The organism is Psychrobacter sp. VH5 (assembly GCF_050572635.1).
Classification (GTDB): domain Bacteria; phylum Pseudomonadota; class Gammaproteobacteria; order Pseudomonadales; family Moraxellaceae; genus Psychrobacter; species Psychrobacter celer.
In genome coordinates this window covers 1,115,333-1,139,177 of sequence record NZ_CP192145.1, presented here as the reverse complement: position 1 = coordinate 1,139,177, position 23,845 = coordinate 1,115,333, and the positions used below count along the sequence as shown (strand labels likewise).

The 23,845-nt window shown below is 48.6% G+C and carries 16 protein-coding genes; 2 read left to right on the top strand and 14 right to left on the bottom strand.

Going from position 1 to position 23,845, the window contains the following annotated elements; genetic code table 11:
• The first annotated feature begins 171 nt into the window (after window positions 1-171).
• The gene (locus ACNFVB_RS04865; RefSeq protein WP_430738268.1) at window positions 172-1,137 is read left to right on the top strand and encodes an ATP-binding protein; all 966 of its coding nucleotides are present in this window, start codon (window positions 172-174) and stop codon (window positions 1,135-1,137) included.
• A 14-nt stretch (window positions 1,138-1,151) separates the two neighbouring features.
• On the opposite strand, the gene ACNFVB_RS04860 is transcribed toward ACNFVB_RS04865, so the two are convergent.
• From ACNFVB_RS04860 to ACNFVB_RS04830, 7 genes are all read right to left on the bottom strand, one after another.
• Window positions 1,152-2,270 carry a ribonuclease Z gene (locus ACNFVB_RS04860; RefSeq protein WP_430738267.1) on the bottom strand — a complete coding sequence of 373 codons (1,119 nt, stop codon included), beginning with the start codon at window positions 2,268-2,270 and terminating at the stop codon, window positions 1,152-1,154.
• 28 nt (window positions 2,271-2,298) lie between these two features.
• Entirely contained in the window at window positions 2,299-2,559 is a 261-nt protein-coding gene (locus ACNFVB_RS04855) for a hypothetical protein (protein ID WP_105245048.1), read from the bottom strand.
• Between the two features lie 105 nt (window positions 2,560-2,664).
• Window positions 2,665-3,333 (bottom strand): glutathione S-transferase, encoded by a 669-nt coding sequence (locus ACNFVB_RS04850; RefSeq protein WP_430738266.1) that lies wholly within the window; start codon window positions 3,331-3,333, stop codon window positions 2,665-2,667.
• Window positions 3,334-3,564: 231 nt separating this feature from the next.
• Window positions 3,565-4,635, bottom strand: a complete 1,071-nt coding sequence (rarD, locus tag ACNFVB_RS04845) for an EamA family transporter RarD (protein WP_430738265.1) — start codon at window positions 4,633-4,635, stop codon at window positions 3,565-3,567.
• 477 nt (window positions 4,636-5,112) lie between these two features.
• Entirely contained in the window at window positions 5,113-6,183 is a 1,071-nt protein-coding gene (gene rarD, locus ACNFVB_RS04840) for an EamA family transporter RarD (protein ID WP_430738264.1), read from the bottom strand.
• Between the two features lie 211 nt (window positions 6,184-6,394).
• The gene (gyrA, locus tag ACNFVB_RS04835; RefSeq protein WP_430738263.1) at window positions 6,395-9,187 is read right to left on the bottom strand and encodes a DNA gyrase subunit A; all 2,793 of its coding nucleotides are present in this window, start codon (window positions 9,185-9,187) and stop codon (window positions 6,395-6,397) included.
• A 640-nt stretch (window positions 9,188-9,827) separates the two neighbouring features.
• A complete protein-coding gene (locus ACNFVB_RS04830) occupies window positions 9,828-11,492 on the bottom strand; it encodes an alpha/beta hydrolase family protein (RefSeq protein WP_430738262.1) in 1,665 nt (554 codons plus the stop codon).
• A 256-nt stretch (window positions 11,493-11,748) separates the two neighbouring features.
• Between ACNFVB_RS04830 and ACNFVB_RS04825 the strand changes: the two genes are divergently transcribed.
• Window positions 11,749-12,687, top strand: a complete 939-nt coding sequence (locus tag ACNFVB_RS04825; protein ID WP_430738261.1) for a methyltransferase domain-containing protein — start codon at window positions 11,749-11,751, stop codon at window positions 12,685-12,687.
• A 17-nt stretch (window positions 12,688-12,704) separates the two neighbouring features.
• Here the strand turns inward: ACNFVB_RS04825 and ACNFVB_RS04820 are convergent, their stop codons facing one another.
• The 7 genes from ACNFVB_RS04820 to ACNFVB_RS04790 form a co-directional block, all read right to left on the bottom strand.
• Entirely contained in the window at window positions 12,705-14,117 is a 1,413-nt protein-coding gene (locus ACNFVB_RS04820; RefSeq protein ID WP_430738260.1) for an ABC transporter ATP-binding protein, read from the bottom strand.
• Window positions 14,118-14,461: 344 nt separating this feature from the next.
• Entirely contained in the window at window positions 14,462-16,141 is a 1,680-nt protein-coding gene (locus ACNFVB_RS04815) for an ABC transporter permease (protein ID WP_430738259.1), read from the bottom strand.
• 89 nt (window positions 16,142-16,230) lie between these two features.
• Window positions 16,231-17,352, bottom strand: coding sequence for an extracellular solute-binding protein (locus ACNFVB_RS04810; RefSeq protein ID WP_430738258.1), 1,122 nt, complete (start codon window positions 17,350-17,352; stop codon window positions 16,231-16,233).
• Window positions 17,353-17,675: 323 nt separating this feature from the next.
• Window positions 17,676-18,395, bottom strand: a complete 720-nt coding sequence (locus ACNFVB_RS04805; protein WP_430738257.1) for a 16S rRNA (uracil(1498)-N(3))-methyltransferase — start codon at window positions 18,393-18,395, stop codon at window positions 17,676-17,678.
• Entirely contained in the window at window positions 18,392-19,981 is a 1,590-nt protein-coding gene (locus tag ACNFVB_RS04800; RefSeq protein WP_430738256.1) for a 3-deoxy-D-manno-octulosonic acid transferase, read from the bottom strand. The genes ACNFVB_RS04805 and ACNFVB_RS04800 overlap by 4 nt, the downstream gene beginning before the upstream one ends.
• 381 nt (window positions 19,982-20,362) lie before the next feature.
• The gene (locus ACNFVB_RS04795) at window positions 20,363-21,913 is read right to left on the bottom strand and encodes a tetratricopeptide repeat protein (RefSeq protein WP_430738255.1); all 1,551 of its coding nucleotides are present in this window, start codon (window positions 21,911-21,913) and stop codon (window positions 20,363-20,365) included.
• A gap of 121 nt (window positions 21,914-22,034) precedes the next feature.
• Window positions 22,035-23,690: a cardiolipin synthase gene (locus ACNFVB_RS04790; RefSeq protein WP_430738254.1), complete on the bottom strand. Its 1,656-nt coding sequence runs from the start codon at window positions 23,688-23,690 to the stop codon at window positions 22,035-22,037.
• Window positions 23,691-23,845: the final 155 nt, after the last annotated feature.

Here is a 23,845-nt window from a genome sequence, read left to right as displayed (position 1 = left end):
CATTTTATATAGTCAACCCGACATAAAATTGGCACACTTGATATCATATGCTACTGGTATTCATTTTGCGCAGCATCTGCCGGCGTAGGCACAGCACGCAAGGAAAATAAATGCCAGTAGGACGGTACCTATTTTCGTTAATATTTTTTCTGTTATAAGCGACCCAGTATTATGTCCCAGTCTTCCGCATCCGTTATAAATTATGCCCTGCCCGAGCCGCTATTAGAGTTACTGGGGCAGTATCTGCAAGAGCAAGTCACGCCAAAGATCGATATCGATCCTCAGCAGCTGGCCTATCGCTGGGTCGGTGGTCACCGCGGGCGCTTGGAGCCTTTGGCAGTCAATTTGTTTTTAAGTCTGGATGATTTGCATGGTATCGATACGCAAAAGGCAAAACTTGTGCAAAACACACGGCAGTTTTTAAAGGGCTATCCGGCCAATCACGTCTTGATGACAGGGACGCGCGGCGCAGGGAAATCATCGCTGATTCGAGCATTGCTACAAGCCTACCATAGCGAAGGGCTACGTATCATCGAAATCGCCCGTGATGACCTGCGGGTGCTTGATAAGATACGCGCCGCCATCCGCGCCCTACCAGCGGACACCGATTGCCGCTATATCGTGTACTGTGATGATTTGGCATTTAACGGTCAAGATGAGAGTTATCGGACGTTAAAGAGTGTGTTAGACGGGGCGCTGGACTCCGAGCAAGACAAGCTACTGGTCTATGCCACCAGTAACCGTCGGCACCTGTTGCCGCAGCTGATGAAAGACAATGTCAATATTTATAATGGGCAAACCGATGAAGTCAATCCTTATGAGACCATCGACGAGACAGTATCGTTGTCTGATCGCTTTGGAATTTGGTTGTCGTTTCACCCGATGGATCAAAATACTTACTTACACATCGTCCGCCATTATTTATCGCTTTCGCCAAACCGTAACCTAGATAATGCGAATGACGTTAAAGAAAGTAATAATAATGAAGAAGAAAATAAAGCGCTACCTGACAATATCAGAGCCGCTGCCTTACGCTGGGCATCAGAGCGTGGCGGGCGGTCGGGGCGAGTGGCCTATCAGTTTAGCCGCTACTGGATAGGACAAGCGCAGTTAGCTGCTGAGGACAATCAGTCTTAAACATCGGCTACCTGTCATTTTTTAGGAGCGCGTGCAGAACCTAAGTACTGCACGCGGCTACCCGCTTCTTCATCTACCAAATTCGCTGCGCCATTTACTATATATTGGTCGAAATCTGCGGCCAGCCATAGATTGCCTACATAAACACTTTGGGCATCCAGACGAATATGCGCCATGTTTGGCGTACGACTCTGCGGATTATCAAAGCTTTGATAACGTGCGCTAAAATGGGTCAATATCAAGTTTGACAGTCCGCTCTCTTGGGCAAATTTGCCGATCAGCTGCGCGCTACTGTGCATCGGATCAAAGTCTGGGTTTTTTGCCTGTATCTTATTTAACACCGCATGGGTATAAGTGGCTTCATGCACCAATAAATCGGCATCGACTACCGCAGCACTTAGGCACTCTGGCGTATCATTATCACCTGCAATCACTACCCGAGTACGTTGGCTGTCATTATCGACATACTCAGCAGACGACAGCATGCGTCCGTCTTCTGTCACAACATCTTCGCCTTGCTGCAGCCTACCCCACAGCGCACTGGCTGGGATACCATCAGCTGTCAATTTATCAGTATTCAGGGTACGGCGGCTGATCGTCTGAGTAATACCAAAACCATAAGAGGCGACGCGGTGCGACAACGGGTGAATGTCTATAACTAGCTGATGTTGGTGGTCTACATTGATAGTTACATCGCCTTTGTGCTCATCATCTGGCTCAGACAATATATCTTCTATCGCCATAAATTCAATGGCAAATGGCAAATACAGCTCGGTTGTCAGCCTCATCGCCTCAAGCATTTTGGCAATGGCTTTGGGCGCAATAAGCGTCAGCGCTGCAGTACGTCCTGACATGGCCGCACTCGCAAGCAACCCCGGCAGACCATAACAATGGTCGCCATGCACATGAGTGATACAAATGGCTTGCAGCTGATGCAAAGATAGCTTGGTATGAAGCAGCTGATGCTGTGTGCCCTCACCGCAATCAATTAAAACCCAAGGACGCGACTTTTTGTTTTGCTGTCGACTTGCCCCCGAACTATAAGGATTGAGGCACTCTATCGCCAGCGCTGTGACGTTACGCTGCTTGGTTGGCACGCCAGCGGAGGTGCCCAAAAAGGTGAGCTTTAACATAAACGCCCTCTTTTAGCTAAATCCTTATCTACTGTAACGATTGGCATAGCATGGTTCTTTGACCTTCAATCATTTTACCGCCATTGGCTGTACATTCATTGACCATATTGGACTCATAAGATTTCCAGCCGCCATAAAAGCTGGCAACACACAAAATCACCACCAGCAGCTTTTGTGACCATGCTTTGATAGATACTTGCTGGCGATGCACCTCTGTAGCCTCTGTATGCTGTTTGGCTGCAATCTCACTGTCAGTCGGTGTCCTGTTGGGTTTATTCAAGTCTGTCATTTCTTATCCTAAAAAAGGTTTTGTCTATAAATAAACAAAACCTTTTATGTTGATTTTAAATCAATAATTAGGGCGTATCCTAATCATTGATACCATTCGCTTTGTTTAGAATTTTAAACGCCCGCCTTTTTCTTCGGCACGTTTAAACGCCTCACGCTCTTCGCAGCGTTTTAGCCAGTTTAAAATATTGGTGTACTTACTGCTATCCAAACCAGAGCCTGCATTGGCTCCGACGACGGCAAGATGCATCTGAATATCAGCGGCGCTAAACTCACTACCAGCAAACCAATGATTGTCCTGTAGGTGCTGCTCCATCATGCCCAGCATACTGTCTAGGCTGCGGCTAATCATGTTTTTTTCCACTTGGCTTTGAATTTTTTTGCTGACTGGTTTGATGAGCATGGGCGACTGCTGAACGACTTTGCTAAACACCAAACGCATCACTAGCGGCGGCATCAATGATGCCTCGGCAAAGTGTAACCAAAAGGTATAAGCCTCCCACGCCGCTTCGTTGTCATCAGCAGGTTTGAACTGCTTGTCGGTATCGTAATGCTTGATTAAGTACTCGATGATAAACCCTGACTCAATCAGCACGCGATCGTTGACCTCCAGCATTGGCGCATGACCGATTGGATGCACTTTTTTTAAGCTATCAGGCGCACGATACGCTTTATTACGCTCGTAGCACGTCAATTCATAATCGGTGTTTAGCTCTTCTAACAGCCAAATAATACGAAACGAGCGTGAGTTTGCTAAATGATGAAGATGTAACATAAACCGTCCTAGTTATCATGTGAGTGAGCAATAGCATATAGACAAAGTGTCCTGCGCCTGACGCGCTTGGCAGTAGCGGCGTTTGTCCGTGACAGTGCTTGGTGTGCATACTGCTCGATAATAGCGCAATTCATCTGTCATTGACACACAAACTGCGGTGCACACGGGCAAAAATTATGGCTAAAAAACCATGGCTAACAAGTCAAACCTATCATCCGCCATATGATCGCCTTACTTTGAATGCAGCTGCTCTATCTTGCGCGTCATTTTGTCTATTTTTTGCTGATAGCGTTTGATTTTACGAAAACGATGAGCCGCAAGCACCCCTTCGATACGGCGGTTGGTCAGGCGGCGACGCGGCGGAAAACTCCCCACCTGTGGCTCGTTGTAACCATGCAGTCGATCATCACGGCGACGCGCTCTATAGCCAAGCGCACTATCAGCAATCATAATCAGTAACGCGACAAAAATCATGCCGTACATAAATAATGAGCCGCCCTCATTGATGCTTTGGTGCAATATCGTAATCGAAAAGATAAACAAAAAAATCGGCTCAAGATAGCATAGCGTGCCAAACAATGAGACGGGCAACTTTTGACTGGCGACCATGGTCAGCGACATCGCCGTGGTGCTGATGATACCCAGCAGCGGCAACAGATACCAAAATTTATCGGTAGTGATCGCCAGCGCAAACCCGCCATTCATATACAGTGCGACCATCACCACTGGCGTCAGCAGCACCAAATCAGAGATAAGGCCGGTGATGGGTGGTACTGCCAGCTTGCGACGCAGCAGATAATAAGGCGGATAACCCAGACAGACAAACAATGTCGCCCAAGAAATCGCGCCGTACTGCCAGACATCATACGCGATGCCCAGAGCTGCGCAGATGGTGGCGACCCACTGTAGCGGTGTCATCGCTTCATTATAAAAAAACCGACCCACCATGATCATAATCATCGGGTACAAAAAATATCCCAGTGTCACCTCAAGCCCCAGATCATTGACTGGCGCCCACATAAATATCCAAATCTGGGCGCCCAATATCGGCGTCGGCAAGATAAATAAAAACCACTCTTTGAGTGTTTTTAGGGTTTTTAGATAATCAAAGATATGCTGCCACTGTTTTAACACACTAACCAGCAGCACCAAACTCAGCAGCATCATCAGCACACGCCACGAGGCGACTTGCGTCCCAGATAGCGGCTGCATCAATAGACCAAATAAAAACAACAATGAGTATAAAAAGTTTGCTGCTACGGCAGCGATGGTGCCCTGCGACGTTTGGGTGGTGGTGAGCATAAAAACAGCCTTTTGAAATAAGCGCACGTCCTTGGCAATTTTAGAAAAAAACAAAAGCCTCAGACGCGGACGTCGGAGGCTTTTGTCTACAAGACCTGTTGTCTATCTCATTGTACACGCAGGTTGTACGTCGCCAATCATGCTAAAACCCTTCGGTTTTAAAAGCAGGCTAATACAATCATCTGTCGTTACATGTCACAAGATAAACGCTTGAAATGACTCATACTTATATCATAGCCAGCATTATGTCAAAGTCAGAATAGATAAGCAATGCATCCACTTAACGAGTCTTTACATTTTTATATAGCCGATCTACTTTAAAACAGGTGCCGTACTACTGAAATGAATTTTATGCCGCCTCTGGCGTGATGAAATCACACAGCGAGCAAAGAAAATTTATACCAGTAGCGCCTGACACATAGTATCTTGAATGCCAGTTTTATTTCGGAGCGACTATATCATTACGAGTTTGACGCTTTATTTGGCATCTAACTGCTCTATTTTTCGCTGGATTTTATCCATTTTTCGCTGATAACGGCGTATTTTACGAAACCGATGCGCTTTTAGTGCGCCATCAATACGGCGATTTATCAGGCGGCGGCGCGGTGGAAAGCCACCTACTTGTGGCTCGCGGTAGCCATGCAAATGATCGCTACGGCGACGACTCAGATAACCTATCGCACTATCGACAATCATCACCAGTAGCGCTGCCGTAATCATGCCATACATAAACAATGAGCCTCCTTCATCTAAGCTCTGACTGAGCACAGTGATGGACAATACAAACAATAGCATAGGCTCGATATAGCTAAGCGCGCCAAATAGCGACACGGGCAGCTTGCTACTGGCCAGCATCGTCAGCGACATCGCCAGTGCACTAAAAGCGCCTAGCAGTGGCAATAGATACCAAAACTTCATATTTTGCGCCGCCATACTAAAGCCGCCACTGGTATAGAGCATCAGTAGCACCACTGGCGTCAGCAGCGTCAAATCAGACAACAATCCCGTAATCGGTGGTACAGCAATCGTCCGCCTGAGCAGATAATACGGCGGATAGCCCAAGCATACAAACAGCGTCACCCACGATATCGAGCCGTATTGCAAGATATCATGACCAATACCAAAAGCCGCCAGTAGCGCCGCCGCTCCTTGCAGCAGGCTCATCGGCTCACGATAAAAAAAGCGACCAAGTACGATCATCACCAGCGGCAATAAAAAATACCCCAAAGTGACATCAAGGCCATAACCGTTCACAGGTGCCCACATAAACAGCCAAATCTGCCCACCCAATATCGGGGTTGGCAGTATAAATATCAGCCAGTCTTTGGCGGTTTTGAGCGTTTTTAGATAATCAAAAACATGCTGCCACTGCTTGCTCACACTGACCAGCAGCACCAGACTGAGTAGCATCATCAACACACGCCATGACGCCACTTGCGTGCCCGTCAAAGGCTGCATAAACAACCCAAATAAAAACATCATCGAAAATAAAACACTCGATGATATCGACGCGGTAGTCCCCTGAAAGGTTTGATTGGTCGTCAGCATAACAACAGCCTCAATTTAGCACTTTTTAGGTATAAGTAAGTATCATTCAAAGATCAGCATAAACAGTGGTAATAAAAGATAAAAAGGATTATCAAAGACAACATCCTATAAGCGATAAATGACATTCAAAAAAAAGCCTCCAACGATAACGTCAGAGGCTTCTTCTAGAGCAAAAATAACAAACTAGAGCAAAAGCGAACTACTGAAACCGTTACTTATCGTCGGTATTGTCACCCTCAGTATTTGTTTCATCTAATACAGGATCGTTGGCAATGTCTATCACATCGTGAACGTCGGTCGCCGCATCGATATCGATTTGCGCTTGGCCTGCTACCTCAAAGGTGCCATCTTCACGCATGGCATCGACCAGTTCATCGTCGCTCTCTTCGTGCTCGACCCGCGCCATCGCCACCAGCTTTTCTTCTTTTGATAGGCGAATCAAGGTGACGCCTTGGGTGTTACGACCAGAGCTGGCCACATGCTCAACTGGCGTACGCACGAGCGTGCCTTTGTCCGAGATTAGAATGATATCGTCTGTAGGGTCAACCTTCGTCGCTCGCACCAGTGCGCCATTACGTGCGCTGGTTTTGATGGCTATCACACCGCCGCCACCGCGGTTTTGCGTATTAAACTCGTCGATAAAGGTACGCTTACCAAAGCCGTTTTCACAAGCGATAAGGATTTCGCGTACATCATCTTCGATAACGACTAGTGATTTGATAAATTCATCATCAGCCAAACGCATACCGCGTACACCTTTGGCAGTACGGCCCATGGCGCGGGCATCGTTTTCATCAAAACGAATGGCTTTACCACTCGATGCAAACAGCATCACCTCTTGGCTACCGTTGGTGATACGGGCGCTCACCAGTTTGTCACCGTCTTCTAGACCAATGGCAATCAAGCCATTTGAGCGGATATTGGCAAACTGCTTGAGCTCTACGCGCTTCACCGTACCATTGGCAGTGGCAAAGAAAACAAACGGCGGCTCGGCCTCATTGCTATTCTCTGAGCTATCATCATCGCCATCACTCACAGCATTGCCAGACAGCTCTTCGACGATTTTTGGAATAGGCAAAATGGTGGTGACAGTTTCGTCAGCATCCAAACTGATGAGGTTGACCAATGGACGACCGCGCGAGCCGCGGCTGGCAATCGGCACTTCAAACCCACGTAAGCTAAAGACGCGGCCGCTGTCCGTAAAGCACAGCACGGTCGCATGCGTCGAGGTCACTACCAAATGATCTATCACATCATCTTCTTTCATAGCAGTTGCCGACTTGCCTTTGCCGCCGCGTTTTTGCGCCACATAATCATCGATAGGCTGAGTCTTGGCGTAGCCGGTGCGCGAGACAGTCATCACGACAGTCTGCTCAGGGATGAGGTCTTCACGGTTAAAGTCCATACGCGAGTCGATAATATCGGTACGGCGCTCATCCCCAAAGTTATCACGAATCTCGATAAGCTCATTAGAGATGATACTCATCAGCTTATCAAAATCACCAAGAATCGACTCCAAATGAGCGATTTCACGCAGCAAATCTTGATACTCTTCGGTCAACTTGTCTTGCTCAAGCCCCGTCAAACGGTGCAGCTGCATGTCTAAAATCGCATTGACCTGCTCAAGTGATAAGCGATAGCGCTCCTCACCTTCGATCAAACCAAACGGCGCTTTTGGGTCCTCGCCTTCGATAAACTCAGGACGCACAGACTGGCTACCAGCCGCTGTTAGCATCGCCACGACACTACCGGAGCCCCATGTATTATTTAATAAGCTCTCGCGTGCCAAGCCGCGGTTGGCCGAGGCTTTGATAGTGGCGATGATATCGTCGATATTGGCGAGCGCAACGGTCAGACCTTCGAGCAAATGACCACGGACGCGCGCTTTGTTTAGCTCAAAAATCGTACGACGCGTCACCACTTCTTGACGGTGACGAACAAAGGCGGCTATCAGCTGGCGCAAAGTCAGCAGCTTTGGCTGACCATTATCCAGCGCCACCATATTGATACTAAAGCTCGACTCTAGCGGCGTTTGCAAAAACAAATTATTGACAATGACTTCAGCCGTCTCGCCGCGGCGCAAGTCAATAGCGATACGCATCCCTTCTTTATCAGACTCATCGCGAATCTCGGTGATGCCCTCGATTTTTTTGTCTCGTACCAGCTCAGCGATACGCTCAATCAGCTTGGCTTTGTTGGCCTGATACGGCACTTCGGTAAAGACAATACGCTCGCGATCACGGTTGACACCTGTGTCACTCATCGGCTCGATATGATAGCGCCCACGAATATGCAAGCGGCCTTTACCGGTACGATAGGCATCTAAAATACCCGCGCGGCCATAAATAATACCGCCGGTTGGGAAATCGGGGCCTGAGATATGCGACATCAACTCTTCGGCTGAGACTTGTGGATTTGCAGCATAGGCAAGACAAGCATTGATGACTTCTGTCAAGTTATGCGGTGCCATATTGGTCGCCATACCGACGGCAATACCTGTCGCACCATTGACCAGTAGGTTGGGAATACGCGCTGGCATCACGCTTGGCATGCGCTCAGAGCCATCGTAGTTGTCTTCCCAATCGACCGTGTCTTTATCCAAATCAGCAAGCATCTGGTGCGTAAGCTTGGTCATACGAACTTCGGTATAACGCATGGCCGCCGGTGGATCATCATCGATCGAGCCAAAGTTACCTTGGCCATCGATCATCGGATAACGCAGACTAAAATCCTGCGCCATACGCACGATAGCATCATAAACCGCACTATCACCATGTGGGTGATATTTACCGATGACGTCACCGACCACACGTGCTGATTTTTTGTAGGGTTTGTTATAATCGTTTGATAGCACGTGCATGGCATACATCACACGGCGGTGTACAGGCTTGAACCCATCACGCACATCAGGCAGCGCACGTGAGACGATCACGCTCATCGCATAATCCAAATACGACTGCTTTAGTTCATCTACGATGCCAATAGGACTGACCGATTCGCTCATATACACTCCTTCACTCACTTTTTTCTGATGCTGCCACCACTGCTTGAGATGCCTTTGGGTCATACAAAAATACAGCTGCCAAAAAATGCAGCCATCATTGAAATATAGACGCCAAAAAACCCTCACTCAGCGCACAAAACAACAAGAAAATAGTGATACGGTTTTTGTTAAAAGTAACGTTTTATAAAAGAAGCTATTTTAGCACAAATTTGCCGTATTAGGGGCATTTGCACAGGATTAAAACCAAGCGAATCAGGAGATTATCGGCCGTTTTTTTGACCTTCTTTTCTCTATTTTTTGTGTGTCAGCGGCAGATCTTTTTAGACTGACTAATCTTGCCGTTATGACAAACAAATTTGCCATCTTTTGAGCAGTGCGACACCCCACCCATTTTCCCTGAACAAGGTGTGTTTCGAGCTTGTGCTTGGCTGATGGGCGCAGTAATAACAGCGCAAGTCAGTAGTGATAACAAGATAGATTTCATAGGGTTTCTCTTATTGACGTCTCGTTAAGCGGCATAAAAAACTGCGTCCAATATTATGGACACAGTTTGATGGAGTGTCAGACGATTTATCCGTTTGAGTATCGTTAACCTATTGCGAAATAGCAGCCGTAATACATGACCTAAAGGCTGCCGATGTTATGTTGGATTGACTACCGGCTTAAAATTTTGATCAAAAAATGCACGCGTGGCCTCAGTACAGGCTGGACTGACCAGACCACCATGATAGTTGGTATAAAATGCTAGGAGCGGTATATTGCCTTGCGCCTCAGCGTCAGCTCTTACCTTTTCTACGCTCTGACTAAAGCGGGTCTGTACGCGGACTCTGACCGCCTCTGCATCCCAAGTATTCATGGCAGCTTGCCCAATCAAGCTCAAGGTCGTCTTGTCTGGGCGACTCTCTTCGTTGTCTTTATCAACATCTAGCACAGTGATATTGAGCTTAGCAGCTGGATCACTAGCACTTGCTGCTTGCAACAAGCCAGCCATAGACCCAGTATTGGTGTCAAAATAAACCGTCGGGTCTTGATTGCCGCCGCAAAGCAGTGTCGGCATGGTCGGCACATAGCCGCGTAAGTCATTGTCTTTTAATGCCTGACGTAGCGTGTTTTCAGGCATGGCCGCTGGCAGACCATCGCCGTTCTCTGCCCACAGCCCATCAGGATGTTTGTCGGTATCAGCGACATAGGCGGCACGAAAATCTGTCTTAATCAGATAGTCATTTTCATCATAACCACCCAAGATAGAAAACAGCTTGCCTTGCTCTAGCCCTGCTAGCCTAGGGTCACTAGGATTTTTTTGAAACAGCGCATTATTAGGCAACTTGCCCATCTCCACTAGCTGACCAAACGACAATGCATTTGGCAGCTGTGCATCCGCATATTTATCCAAAAATATGTCTGATTTTTTATTATAAATATTGCCATATTTTTCTTGTAGGCCACTGCCAAGTAATGGCGCAAACCTTGAGGCACCGATATTGACGTTACCTCTAAATATCTCATCACCAAACGCTGCGAGCGCATAAGGCCCCGAAGATGGCGCGATGGCTGTCACTGGTTTTTCTTGGGATTGTAGCAATCTGGCCGTTGCCATCGTGACATAGCCGCCTTGCGAGTAGCCAGCGATAAATAGCTTGCCGGAATCCGCAATATCACGGTAATTGACCGCATTGGCACGCTTTTGCCGTGCCATGATATCGCGCGCGCTATCTAGGGCATCGACCATGTCTGTCGACTGCTGCTGAGCCACAAGATAAGGATGATAATCCAGCGTGGAGTCATCATAGCCTGCATAATTGGGTGCGACAACGATATAGCCTTGTGCGGCAAAATTAGCAGCGATTAAGTTGGCTTCGCTTACCGCAGGATTTTGAATATTACCCACTTGCGCAAAGTCATAAGACTTGTCGGTGGTCGTACCATGGGCATATAATAGCAGCGGGCGCGCGCCTTGGCATTCAGGAGCATCGCCCGTTGGCAGCATCAAAGCTGCGGTAGCATTGGTATCTTCGTCTGCAGCACCCTTGGTATCATAGCTGACTTTTTCTATCGTGACGCCGCATTTGGCTGCGGGCGTTGCGGTATTACTCAGCCCAAAGCTGCTGTCTACTTGAGAGGCACTAAAGGAGTTGACAAATTCAGCAGTGGCTGATGAGACGATATCAACATCATTGTCAAAGTCATTGTCATCGCCGCAGCCGACCAGCCAAATACTACTGGCGATGGCGACTGATAAGACACTGCGCATCGCTATCGGTTTGTGAGTCGCTGCGCGGCCGCGCCGTGAGTGGGAAGTGATCATAATAGCTATCCTTAGCAGTCAAAAGCGGTAAAAAATTGTGAAAAAAAAGCGCCGTGCATCCTTGGCAAGTGATGATACCTTTATACCGCAAATACTACCGAAAAGCTACCAGAAAACAGGCGCGACAGAACATCACAAATACCAGCCATACCCGCGTTGAGTATCGACAAGCCTGCTCAGCCTTTCATCCCGTAGCCGATGATACCAAGCGCTTAAACATACCCAACGCCCACAATCACCTTTTACCGATAATAATATGACAAATATGGCAAACGACAACGACCTCAGTCTCAGCGACATGCACGCATCTTCCAAAGTAAAAACCAAAGCCACCACTAAGTTCACCACTAAAGCCACCGCCCAACCAGCAACAGCCGCTCAAAGCCGCAGCGAGCGCACAGATCGCAGCTTTGATGCCATCGCCGATCATTTTGAAAAAAAAGTCTACGGCGGATTAAAGGGTGAGATTAGGCTGGCGGTACTACGCCGTGATATTTTTGAGTACAGCGCCCAGATGCACCAGCGCCTTGGCCGGCCGCTGCGTATACTAGATGTGGGTGCAGGTCTGGCACAAATCGCCATCGATCTGGCCGCTCAAGGGCATACTGTGGTAATCAATGATATCTCCGCCAACATGCTTGCCAAAGCCCAGGCGCATGCAGCGCAGATAGACACGCCTCTTGATATCACTTGGCATGTCTGCCCTTATCAGGAGCTACCAGCTAAGCTAAGCACAGAAAAGTTAGATGCAGAAAAGTTTGATTTAATACTATGTCATGCGCTGCTTGAATGGCTAGCAGAGCCTGCCGATGTGATGGACTTTTTTGATCAGTACTTGATGCCCAAAGGCGCGCTGTCACTGTGTTTTTATAACCCAGCGAGCTTTGATTATCGTAATTTAATCATGGGGAATTTTAATTTACTCGACAATAGCGACTATAAAGCAGACAACGTCAAGAGCCTAACGCCCAATCATCCAGTCGCAAAAGAAGAGGTCGAGACTTGGCTCGCCGCGCATCGTTATCACGTCATACGCAGCAGTGGTCTACGCGTGTTTCATGACTATGCCCCGCTCAAACGTGGCGGACACACTGACCCCGAGGCGGTAATACGTATGGAGCTACGCTATTCACAGCACGAGCCCTACAAATGGCTGGGACGCTACCTGCATATACTGGCAACACGGCAAGCCTAACCTGCCTGCTCGCTTGCTCAGTCTTGCCGAATATCTGCAAACCGCTCTACGCCATCGTACTCTGACCATGTGGTGGCATTGACGTCCGTTTCATCGAAGACAACCACATGCTCGAGTATTGGCAAAATACCGATGTGTGAGCCTATCTCATGATTGTGGTGGCTGGCGACCAAAGACAATACCGTCTGACCATCATCCAACTGCAAACGGTATAAATAGTTTGCACCGCGAAACACGCGGCCAACCACCAATGCTGTCTGCGTACTGTCATCGTCATGAATGATGTCATCAGGGCGCACCAGCACCTTGATCGGTGTGCCATTTGGATAATCATATTCACAGTACTGCGGATAGCCGGCTTCGTCGTAGACTTCCATACGGCGATAGATATCACCCAGCGCTGTCTCGACGCGCCCTTCTTTGATGATGCCATCTATCATTGCGCCTTCACCGACAAACTCAGCAACAAACGGACTGACTGGCTCATGATATAGCTCACTTGGCGTCGCCCACTGTACCAGCTTACCTTGATGCATCACCCCAACTTTATCAGCAATAGCAAACGCTTCGTTTTGATCATGCGTGACCAGTATCGCAGTGGTATTGGTGCGTTTGAGAATATCACGTACACTCATCGCCAGCGACTCACGCAGTACCACGTCTAGATTAGAGAACGGCTCATCAAGCAGCAACAGCTTAGGTTTTGGTGCCAGCGCCCTTGCAAGCGCCACACGCTGCTGCTGACCGCCTGATAGCTCATTTGGGCGTTTGTCCGCGTGCTCAGTCAAGTCAACCAAACTTAGCATCTCAGCCACGCGGGCTTTTTTGTCGGCGGTAGACCATTTGTTCAGGCCAAACGCGATGTTGTTTGCCACACTTAGGTGACCAAACAACGCATAGTCCTGAAACACCATACCCATGCCGCGCTTGGCTGGCGCAACGGCAAACGACTTGCGCGCGCGCTTATCTGTCAGGCGTTGATTGCTCAGATAAATACTACCACCACGGCTTTGCTCTAGTCCTGCAATGGCACGTAAGGCCGTGGTTTTGCCACAGCCACTATACCCCAAAAAACAGCCAATCTCGCCCTGCTGTAACGTCAACGACAGACCATCGACGACGATCGTATCGTCATAACCTACGATGAGATCTTGGACACTAAAATACGGCGACGCTGCGCTATCTACTTGGTTTTTTTGGGAATTTGTGTTTTTAACTTTATGGTCTTGGCGGGCGTCTATCTTTTGCGGTGCCTCATCGGGTTTTGATGCATCTTGCTCGACAGCCGCATGCGCCAGATTATGGGCTTTGATAACTGAGGCGTTTTTTCGGTGCTCAAGACGCGTCTTGGCTTTTATAGACTTGACCTTTAGACTGCTGGTATGGATAGATTTAGATTCTGATGGATCATGGGTTGAATCAGTGTACATAAAAGGTACCAGTTAGCGATAAAAAATAAAACCTTGGGCATGCTGCGCGCACATACAGATGGGTGCTAAAAACGACTAAAATCTTACTGTAGCAGGTTTAAAGGACTCAGGCCACACAAGTCATAGACCGCATGCTGATAAAGTGCATAAGTCATACTGTCTAGGGCGTGTCCCTATTTTAAAAATGGTGATAAAAATGAGATAAATCGCAGGCAAACAAGGAAAATAGCGCAGGTAATATCAAGATATTGGCCAGCTATTTGACACCGTTTGCCAAAGATTTAGCCATTTTTAGCCCACTTAGTCATAAACGCTTGAATTAGGGATACGCCCTAGAACTGCTGTTAGCCTTGTTTGTCACTTTGGCGTAGCAATATCCATACTGGTAGCAGCCCAACCAGCACGATTAAGAGACTTGGCAGCGCAGCTCGCCCCCACATGCCCTCGCTTGTCATCTCAAACACCCGCACCGCCAGCGTATCCCAGCCTTGCCGCCGCGTCATCAAAGTAATGGGCATCTCTTTCATCACCTCAACAAAACCCATGAGCAACGCTGTCAAAACCCCGGGGCTTAATACCGGCAGCATGACCTGTCGCCAGCGCTGATAAGCACTGTCACTGAGCAGTTTGGCCGCCGCTTCTTGATTGACCGTCAGGCGCTGCAACTGGCGATCGACAGGCTGAAAACTCACCGTCATAAAGCGCGTCGATAGAGCCAGCAGCATCACAATGACGCTACCTGATAATATCTGCTGCGAGGTGATACCAAAGGCAATCATCTGATTGTCAAGCCATGCAATGGGAATAAATATCCCCACCGCCAGCACCGTCCCTGGTACCACATAGCCTAGGTTTGCCAAGGTCGTCATCAGCTTGGTTGTTTTGTCAGGATACTGACGCTTGATCCACGCGATGACAATCGCCAAAAAAGCAATAAACATCGTGGTCATACTCGCAATCATCAGGCTATTGGTGACAAAATCGATATAACGAGCATCGAAGTCTTGACGAAAATTGGCCGCCGTCCAGTAGATAAGCTGCAAAAACGGTATCAAAAAAGCCAGCGCAAACACTAGCGTACACAGCAGCGCCATACCCCACTTAGCAGGTTTGCTCGCCTCAAAACGATGACTACTGCCTTGGGTGACCGCAGTGCCGCGCTTGGCCTGCCAATACTGCTCAAACAACACCACGACAAAGATCACACCGATCAATAACGCGGCAAGCTGCGCGGCCGTGGTCAAGCTAAAAAACCCAAACCACGCCTTGTAGATCGCGGTGGTAAAGGTATCGACATTAAACACCGACACCGCGCCAAAGTCCGCCAAGGTCTCCATACTGGCCAACAGTAAACCGCCGATAATCCACGGCAAGGCTTGCGGCAAGGCCAAACGAAAAAACACCCGTCGACGGCTCAGCCCCAGCATTTGACCAGCTTCAATCGCCCGCCGACCTTGAGATAAAAACGCTTGACGCGCCAGCAGATATACATAAGGATAAAACGCCAGCGACAACACCAGCCCTGCGCCCCAGACATTTCGCACGGACGGAATCGCCATACTTATGCCCAAATCACGTAAGGCGGTCTGTAACGGCCCACTAAAATCCACAATACCGACGGTCACAAACGCCAAAACATAGGCAGGTATCGCCAGCGGCAACATCAACGCCCACGAAAAAAACCGCTGGCCAGGAAAGCGGTACATACTGGTCACCCACGCCAAGGCAGTACCGACTGTCCCAGAAATAACGGTGACCATCATCAATAAAATAGCGGTGTTTTTGAGCACTTGTGGCAGCACATACTCACGCATGTGTGTCCAAATATCAGCGACAGGCTGCGTCCAAGACAACAGCACGATCAAAATTGGCACCAGCATAAACAACGAAATCAGTCCTAAGACTGATTTTGAAAGAATGCGCTTACGCAAAGTTTGGTCTTGACTGACTGCTGAATGCCCGTCACTCATATCACCATCGACGATATCGCTTTGACTTACAGACGCATCTGGCGTTGTGATCATATCATTATTACCGTGTCATACTTATAGAGTCCACAAAACAACAAATACCAATCCCAAAGAAATTTGAGATTGGCATCAGTCATCGAGATCTATTTATAACCCGCTTTATCCATCATCTGAATGGCTTGGGTTTGCAGCTCACCAAATTTTTGTACATTGATGTCGTCTTTTTTGAAGCTACCCCATGATCTTAGCATCTCAGACTCATCCACGCCTTCTTTGACCGGAAACTCCTTATCCGAGCTGGCATAGATTCCTTGGGCTTCATCAGAGGACAACCATTCGATCAGCTTTAGCGTACCATCTGGATTGTCTGAGCCTGTGACCACACCGGCACCTGAGACGTTTACATGCGTACCAGTGGTGCCTTGATTGGCCCAAAATATTTTTACCGGGAAATTTGGTTTTTCATCCAATATACGGCCATAATAGTAGCTGTTGGCGATACCGACCTCACACTGACCCGCCGCGATCGCCTCTAGCATGCTGGTGTCATCGCTGAACACATCTGTGGCTAAGTTAGCTACCCAGCCGCGGATGATTTCTTCGGTTTTTTCTGCGCCCAAGTGCTCAATCATGCTAGCAACCAATGATTGGTTATAAACTTTCTTTGAGGTACGTAAGCATAGCTTGCCTTTCCATTTTGGATCAGCCAAATCTGCATAAGTTGACAGCTGATCGGCGCTGACCTTGCTTGGATCATAAAAGATCGTACGAGCGCGTAGTGACAGCCCTGTCCACTGGCCTTTTGGGTCACGATATTTGGCAGGGACGTTGTTTTCGAGTACCGTCGAAGCCACAGGCTGGAGCAGGCCTTGCTGAGCGGCTTGCCATAAGTTGCCCGCATCGACGGTCAATAGCATGTCAGCTGGCGTGTTTTGGCCTTCTGCTTGCAAACGCGCCATTAGCGGGCCTGTCTTGTCCGTTACCAGCTCAATTTTTACGCCTGTCTCTTCGGTATAACGATCAAGCAGCGGCTTGATCAGCTGCTCATTACGAGAAGAATAAATAGTAATGGTTTGCCCATCTGCACTTGTGGCATCATCGGTAGTCGCTTGCGGCGCATTGCTCTCGCTGGCCGTAGTCTCGGCGCTCTCTTCTGTCGTTGAGGAATTACTACAACCCGCTAGTCCGAGCATCATGCCACAGACGACAACAGGTAAAGTAAGCTTAGAAGCAGAACGCGTAGCGCTGATGATGTTCAATGACATGGTTTTCCCCATAATAGTGCTATAAAAAAGGTGAGATAGATAAGATGGCGACGATATACAATGGTTATATTATCAATAACAACACTTGCTGCAATACACGCTGACACAAGACGTTAATAATCATGTCAGGCATTTCAGAATAGTCATGCTAGCTACTAGCAAGTTCCGTCACTGGCGATTGATAACCCCTAAATATATGGAAACAACATACTAATAGAAATGAGATTAATTATCAATAAATTTTTTTGAGCGAAATTTAGCCCCCATCTTGGTTCATTTTTGCCGTATGTTTAGGCCATGCCTTCCCAATACAAACATAGCAATTAGAGCAACCACTGACCCAAGATGACATTGACCGCCGCCTCAGTACGTAAGATACGTGGACCAATGGTGACCGCCGTACAGCCTTGCTTGGTAAGTAAGTCAATCTCATAATCTATCCAGCCGCCTTCGCTACCGATACAAACCAAGCTCGGTAGCGCCAATGATGACGGCTGGACGTATTGGGCAAATGATTGCGCGCTGTACGGGTGTGCCACGATGGCACGGCAAGTGATCAAGCCCCCCAGCTCATCTTCGACAAACGGCTTAAAACGCCTGGCCAACGTGATACGCGGCACGATGGTATCGACGCCTTGTTGTAGCCCCTCTAAGACAAACTCATCCAAACGATCGAGCATCGGGCTTTGCCAGTAGCTTTTTTGTGTGCGGTAGCTATTAATCAGGACGATATGTCGCACACCTAGCGCCGTCATATCCATGATTAGGCGGCGTAAGACCTTTGGCCGTGGCAGCGCCAACACCACCGTCAAATCAAGCTTTTTGGGTGGTTCGCTGCTCAGCTGTACATCGCATAGCTCGATTTTATCAGAGTGCATGCTTGCGATCTGTCCCGTACCGAGCTGGCCACCGAGCTGGCCTATTTTCAGCCTATCTCCGGCGGTGGCGGCTAATACTTGAGTAACGTGCGTGATTTGCGCCGCGTCATCGATATAAGCGGTGTCTGCCGAAAAGTTGTCGCTGGGCAATAAGATACAGTTCATAAAGGCTCTTGATGCGACTGCTGGGCAATCACTTCTTCTATCATGGTCACTTGACGGGTCAGTACCGATTGTTGTTGGCTGGTCAGCCGCTCGCCTGCAAGCCCTGCCCGTTTGGCAAGTGCCAGATCATAAAGCCAAGCGGCTAACTGCTGGTAAATCAGCGTGGTTTCCGCACGGATGTCGCCAGCAGTATGGGCGGCAGACGCGCATGCCTCGTCTGTGAGACTAGCTGGTGCCGCCGTGTCAGGAGAAGTATGCGCGTGAGAGGTCGTCACAGGATGATAAAAAGCATTGTACGGCTGATACAGCGCCCCAACCTCAGCGAGCTTGTCGACCACGCTTTGGCACGACTGCGTATAGCGCCCCATGATGACAGGCGTGGCCACACTTGCCGGCTCCACAGGATTGTGTCCGCCGATATCGACAAGCGAGCCACCGACCAATGCCACGTTAGCAAGCTGATACCATATCATCAGCTCGCCCATACTATCTGCCACATACACTTGCGTGGCTGACTCAATCGCCTCATCACGACTGCGCCGCGCCATCGTCAATGCCGACTTTTTGACGAGCTCGGCCACCTCATCAAAGCGCTCAGGATGTCTGGGCACGAGTACAAGCAGCGTATCGGTCAGTGCTGCCTGTGACAACAATTGCTGCTGTAGTGACAGGGCGATCTCTTCTTCGCCGCTGTGAGTGCTGGCCGCCACCCAAATCGGACGACCGGTGACTCCAAATCGCTCGGCCAGACTCATCTGATCGCTGATGCTACCGTGCAGCGAATTGCTTTGCTCATCTACGCGCGGCTCACTGGCGCTGCTGTCCTGCTTTGGCGCATTGATGACCCATTTTAGCGAGCCTGCCACACGGATTTGGGCACTGCTGGCACCGAGCTGCCGAAAGCGCTTAGCAGATTCATTGTCTTGCGCGATGATTAAGGTAAGGTTTTTCATCATACTACGACTGACAGCAGCAATTTTTTGATAACTGGCAAAAGAAGACGCTGAGAGCCGGCCATTGACCAAAATACTGGGAATACGCTGTTCGGCCAATTTAGATAAGATATTTGCCCACAGCTCTGTCTCAACAAACAATGCCGCTATAGGCTGTACGTGTGCCAAAAACGTCTCAATCACGACAGGGCTATCGACCGGCACATAACTATGGCTCATCTGGCCTTGGGCAATCTCATCAGCAAAACGGCTGGCACCACGGGCAAAACCCGTCTGAGTGGTATTGGTCAACCATATCTGATAACCCGCTGCCAATAACGCCTCCAGTAGCGGCGCAACCGTATTGGTCTCACCCAATGAAACCGCATGACACCAGATAACGCCATGATGCGTCATATTATCGCTCACAGCTATAGGAGGCGAGGGATAATGCTTGCCAAAGCGCTGCGCCACTTCTTGCTGATAGTTGTCGCGCTGGTGCGAGCGTCGCCATACTTGCAGTCGATACAATGGCTTTAGGACATTGATGGCGCATTGATAATAAAACGGCGGCTGATACACCGCATGATTAAGCCCCGATACTGAATCAGATCTCTGCGAAACGTGCTCAGATGGCGTAGGAGAAGATGACATAGCGTCGCCCAGATTGGTAATGAATCAGATTATATGGTCAATCCACTATAAAAGAATGACCGTTAAACGCGCTTGAAGTATGCAACATACCGATACACTCGTATATGTCTGTACTTGGCTGCTATGAATTTTTTTGATTGAATCAATGATGACAAAATGCCAATAAAAAACGCGCCAATTCTACCTCAATTTGACACTAAACAACACGCCTTTAATCACTGCCCGCCATAAGTATAAGCAGTCCAAAATAACAGGGATACGTTAAGAATTGCGTTCTGCTGGTATAAATTTTTCTCGCTTGCTGTGCGCTTTGCACTCCAGAGGCTTCAAAAAATTCATCCCAGCAGTACTGTGTTCTTTTTAGATTGAAACAACTATATGTTAAACAATGATAAATATCAGTATCGCCACCATAACAACAGAAGCGAGCAGCAACTGATAGCGCTTGCTACTATGCTGCTCTTGTTTTTGGGTGGTGATCAGCGCTTGCGCTTGCTGCCACTGCTCGAGCACACTTGCCGCTTCTGCATGACCATTTTTTGCCGCTTGCTCGAGCCAATATTTACCATTATCGATATCTTGCGCCACCCCCAGTCCTTGGTAGTACATCTTACTTAGTAGACGCTGGCCACGGCTGTCGTTTTTACTTGCCGCTTGTTTGACCCATTCAGCGCCCGCTGCCAGCGCCGCCTCTGTCTCGGCTGTGACGCCTTCGCCGAGTAGCTCATACATTGCCAAGCGTAGCATGGCAGCAGTATTACCCGCCTCTGCTGCGGTTTGTAATTTGAGTAGTGCTTGTTTTTTTACAGCCAAATGCTTTGGGGCAAATTTCACCTGCGCGCGTGGTGTGTTTTGCTTGGCAATATACTGCTCGAACTGCTCTAGAATGTGACTGGCTTGCTGATAGTCTGACTCGCCAGCGCTCTGCATGACCTCAATTTCCTTTAGCTCAGTCATTAGCTGAGTAAACAGCTCGGGCGTAGGCGCTAGTTTGGCGTTCGGTGCCAATGGTTCTGGGGGTACTTGGGATGATTGGGGTGATTGATGTTTTGAAGGCTGAGGTGCTGGTTTCTGAGTGCGCGGCGAGGCAGGTTCAGTTATCATTGATGCGTCATGGGATAAGTTACTAATTGGCGTTTGTGCTTTATCGAGCGATACCTCACTGAAGGCAATTTGGCTATCTACCGTGGGCACGGTACTGACGCGCGCGCCTGCTTTTGTGTCATCATCGATACTGACTTGGCGGTCTATGCTATCGATGCCAGCAGCGCTATTGCGGCTGTCAGCATATTTATTTGTAGTGGTGCTGTCTTTGGTAAAAGATGGTGCGGTATCGGGTGCATCAGTGCTATGAATGCTGGGCTTATGTGCCGCAGGCAATCTGGCGCTCACCGCTTGATACAGTCCGCTTGCCACCTGATCACCTTGCACAGCAACAAAGGGGCGATCGATATGGCCAAACAGCCGCAGCCCGATAGGCTCTAACGCAAAAAACAACGGCGGCTTATCCGCCTCAGTCACCTCAGTTGCCTCACGATAGACGACTGCCATATGCTGATAAAAATCCTCACGAATGAGCGCAAGCTCAGGATAACGCTTGCCTAATTCAAACTGCCCGTACCAGTGCGGCGTCTGCTGCCAGTGCTGCGCCAGCACGCGACCTGCATAAAACGCCAAAAAAACCATCAAATTGCGATAGTGCTCATCAACCAGCAGCATCTCTTCAGACCAGCGCTCTGTTTTGATCAGCTCGCGGCGTATCTGAGACAGCAAGGTATCGACGCGCTGCAAGCTTGCCAGCGACTCATCCAGCATACAAGCGCGCAGCTGACTTTCATAAGCCATACCGCCTGCGATAGGACGATTGGCCAAAAAATCCTGCCAATAGCCAGCTGCCATATAATCAAGGGGCGTTACGGGCGATGCAGCCATAAACCAGCGTGTCCTTTATTCAAAAATTTAGTCAAAAATCGGTAACACAGCGCATTTATCAACCAGCTCACTTACTAAGCGGCAGCGAGCGCCTGCTTACCTTATCCTAAAATACCACAGGCTACAATAACGGACTAAACAGACGCACCACGTTATCAAACAGTCGCTCCGCACCATGCCGCTGCTGCCACGCCTCAAGACTCACATAGCGACAGCTTTGTAAATACACCTCTTGACAGTCTGCCACCTGTGCGACCATCTCTGGCGTATAAATCGCCAAGCTGACCTCCATGTTTAAATAAAAGCTGCGCATATCAATATTTACCGTCCCAAAGAGACAATAGTCATCATCGACGACCACCGTTTTGGTATGCAGCAGTCCGCCTGTAAACAAAGCAATGTTGACCCCCGCCTCTAGCAGCTCTTGATAATACGCTTGTGAGGCGTGCTGCACCAAAAACGAATCGACCTTTTCCGGTACAATCAGCGTCACCTCGACCCCGCGCTTTGCGGCGATGGTCAGCGCTCCTGATAGCGCCTCATCAGGCACAAAATACGGCGTGGTAATGCGAATGCGTTTATTGGCGCGATGAATGACCGTCACCAAAGTGTTATAAATCACATGCGCTGTGACTTGCGGTGCTGAGGGTATGAGCTGCGCCAACACGCCTTTTACGATTGGTTTTTTGGGTATCACAATCGACGTCGAGCCAATATCTGGCTGCTCGTGATAATTAATGTGATCGCTCAATACTTTTACGCGACTGTTTAAGTCGTTGATGGTCGGATCCATCACATAGAGCTTTCGCGTATAGTTATTGACTCGCTGATTGAGCGCATCTAGGTTTTCGTTGTTTTCGGCACCGATATCGGTCACCACCACTTTAGCCATCGCCGTCGCGATACTAATCGCTTGCTGACTGGTCGCCCGAATCGCCACATCAATCCATTGACCGACGTTTTTGTTTTGTTTAAAAAACCTTGGGTCCACCAGATTAAAGCTACCGATATAGCCAATATACTCATCAATCACCACAATCTTGCGATGATTGCGCAAATCAGAGCGCTTAAAGAGCGTCTTAAATAAGCCCACAGGAAGCGACTGATGGACAAACACCCCCGCCCGCTCAAGCGTACGATGCGCGCTACTATTAAAAAAGCTAAAACTGCCCACACTATCGGCCAACAGATGACACTCTACCCCGCGCCGCGCCGCCGCCGCCAGCGCCTCTATCAGCTCTAGTACCTGCCCTTTTGGATAGACAATATAAAACTCCATAAAAACAGTCCGCTGAGCGGCATTGATATCATCGATTAAGCTGTTAAAGATCGCACTCGGCTCTGTCAACAGCTGCATATTGTGACCTGGAAACACGCCAAACCCTGTCCAGCGCGTCCCTATCTGACTGACACCGCGATAGTTGGGCGGTAGCAGCTCTTGACCTTGATCAAACACCAAATGCTCACGCCGTGCCATATCATTCATCAATAGACTGGCTTGATCCACCCGCTCACGATAACGGCGGCCAATCATCGGCTCACCCAACAAAATATAGGCGATAAAACCAAACACCGGCAACGTATAAAGAACCGCAATCCAAGCGATAGACACGCCGATATTACGCTGCACAGATACGATACGCAGCGTCATTACTATCATCAGCACAATATGCAATACCAGACCCAATCCGGCAAAATCGCCCCAAGACCAAGTCGTAAAGTACTGTTCAATAGCAAAAGTATCTATGCTCGCCTCCAACCATTCAGATAAAATCAATGACCTTTATAAAACATTCAGTAGTATAGTAGCTTTTAATCTTCAAACAACAGATAACTATCATAAGTGTTTTACAGAAAACACTGTTGTTTTTTTAGATTTTATGACAATAAATCAACGGCTTAAAAATATATTTTCGATTATTTGCTAAAATA